The following is a 2,385-nucleotide window of genomic DNA, read 5'->3' as shown; positions in this document are numbered from 1 at the left end:
GGCCCGCCCCGGCCCCACTCTGTACGCACGACGAAACCGGATCGAGGGCCACGGCCCGCACGGCAGGCGACGCGGAGGACCAGACGGTGACGTTACAAGAGGGCCGGTGGTGAACACCCGAAGGTGACAGCGATCCACCGGCCCTACCCAATCACCCGCCGAAGCGGGAGACCCCGGCAGTCTAGCCTCAGCGTCGATGCGTCGGCGCCCCGGCCAACCCCGAGGAGACCTCACGGTGATGCCCCAGCCAGGCCCGGACGACCAGCTCGACCACTTTGAGGCCGCTCGCGTCCTGGGTGTCTCTCCGTCGACCGTCCGCAGCTACGCCACAAGGGGCTACCTCTCCCCGGGGCCCCGTTGGCCCCGCCATGAGATCGAGGCCCGCGCGGCGGCCGAGGACGGCCGCACCAGGGCAGTCCGGCGAAGCCCCGCCGAGCAGCGCGCCGAGACGGTAGCCCGTTGGCTCATCGCGGCCGAGCTCGGCGACCGCGAGAAGGTCACCCTCCGGGACATCCGCGACGAGTACGGCGTGAGCGAACGCACCGCCATCCGCACCCTCGCGCGCGCCCGTGAGCTCAGGGCCTGATGCTGGCGGGCTCTCCTGCAGCCGTCCCGGGCCCCGAACACCTCGGCGGAGAAGTCCTGGGTCGGAGGCGGGGTCCGCGGAACGGCTGTCTTAGATGGTGCGCCGAGCATTCGGGGCCCGCGAGGAGGACGTTGCCCGGCTGTCGCCACTCTTGTGCCACCACATCAACGTGCTGGACCGGTACTCCTTCCGGATTTCCGGCCTGCCCGGCGAGCTGCGGCCTCTCCGAGTGGATACGCCGTCCTGGCGCGGCATCGCTTTCCGGACAGGGCAGGTGAAATTACGTCAACGTCCGGAGTGGGTAAGGGAAATGCCCCATTATTTCCCTTGACAGCTTGGATGTATGACGACCGTGTTCATCGGCAAAGCCGGGCGCCCCCTGGCAGAAGGAGTTCCCGTGACGGACAACAAGACGGCGACGGTGACGGTCGGGATCGCCCAGCGCCCCGGAACCGAGCCGCCGTACGCGGATGGGGCCCACGTCCATCGGCGAGGCGAGCGGATATGCGCGGCCGTCGTCGACGGCGCCGGCCATCACGAGGAAGTCGTGGACTATGCCCGGCACGCGCCGTCCGCGATTGCCCTCATGGGCATGGCCATGGGCGGGCTCGTCGGCCTGATCACCGCCGGACGCCTGGCCGACGCGTACGAGCGGCCACCGCACATGTCCGCCATCGTCGCCTCTATGGAGCCCGGACGGCCCACCAGCGTCCATTGGATCGGCGACTGCCGAGCCTACGGCTGGGACGGCGAGAAGCTGATCCTGTGGAGCATGGACCAGACCATGGGCGAATGGCTTCGGTGGAACGGAGACAAGACGATCGAGATCGTCCCCGTCGAGGTTGCTGAGACTCAGGACAACTGGGCGCGGCTCGGCCTCGCCCAGGCGACGGAAATGACGTGCCGCCAGCTGGAGATCCCCGAGGACGTTCCCCTGGTACTGCTCGTCTCGGACGGGATCTCCGACCAGGTCGATCTGGAGACCGCCAACGCCCTGTGCCGGGACCATGCCGATACCCCGCAGACCCTTGCTGACGCACTCGTCGCCGCCGTCGAGGGTGAGGAAGGAAAGGAAACGGGGGAGATCTACCGCGACGACGCAACCGTGGTCGTCCTGCGGCACCACCGGTGACCTCGTCCAGCCGCAGGTGTTTCCTGTTTCCAATTCGCACCGAAAACAGGAAACACCTGGTCAAGTCCGGAATGGTGGTGGCAGGCTCCTGGGTATGGACCCTGTGCTGATCGCCCCTGGGCTGACGCTCACCGACGTGCTCTACGAGACGGCGGCGTCGGGCGTCGCCACCTACGCGAGTGACCTCGCCCCGCTCACCTGGGAACAGTTCACCACGCCGACGTCGTGGTGGCTGGTCCCCGACGGCAGCGGTCGGCTCAGCAAAACCGAACTCACGCTGACGGAAGGCCGCGACCGGACCGTCAAGATCAATGTCTGGCACGCGCCCGATATCAGAGAGGCCGACGGCCCCCTCCCGCACTCACACCCCTGGCCCTTCTCGTCGAAGATCCTGCTCGGCGGCTACTCCGAGGACCGGTACGTTCTCGTCGACGGCCAGGTCCGCGCGGAGATCGGAAGAGAACACACGCAGGGCACCGCCAACACTGTGGGCCGGGACCTCTACCACGAGGTGACCGGGCTGCACACAGCGCCCGGCGCAACCGTGACCCTCATGCTGTGCGGGCGCGGCGAACGCGGCGCATGGGGCCACCTCGATCCCGCGACCGGCACCGTCGCCCCACCCGGGCGTGATCCGCGCTTCCCGGAGCACCTGCGGGCGCTCAAC

At 68.6% G+C, this 2,385-nt stretch carries 3 protein-coding genes; all 3 read left to right on the top strand.

Annotation, left to right across the window (positions count from 1 at the left end):
• Positions 1-238 precede the first annotated feature (238 nt).
• Positions 239-586, top strand: a complete 348-nt coding sequence (locus ACWGJ2_RS40225) for a hypothetical protein (protein WP_453351380.1) — start codon at positions 239-241, stop codon at positions 584-586.
• Positions 587-983: 397 nt separating this feature from the next.
• Positions 984-1,718: a SpoIIE family protein phosphatase gene (locus tag ACWGJ2_RS40220; RefSeq protein ID WP_453351379.1), complete on the top strand. Its 735-nt coding sequence runs from the start codon at positions 984-986 to the stop codon at positions 1,716-1,718.
• Between the two features lie 94 nt (positions 1,719-1,812).
• Positions 1,813-2,385: hypothetical protein (locus ACWGJ2_RS40215; protein WP_453351378.1), on the top strand; the 573-nt coding region annotated here is incomplete at its 3' end.

The organism is Streptomyces sp. NPDC054796 (assembly GCF_053611545.1).
This window is presented reverse-complemented; position numbering and strand designations above follow the sequence as displayed.

Coding starts and splice junctions, on each gene's coding strand:
- ACWGJ2_RS40225 (WP_453351380.1), top strand. CDS start 239: ATGCCCCAGCCAGGCCCGGACGACCAGCTCGACCACTTTGAGGCCGCT.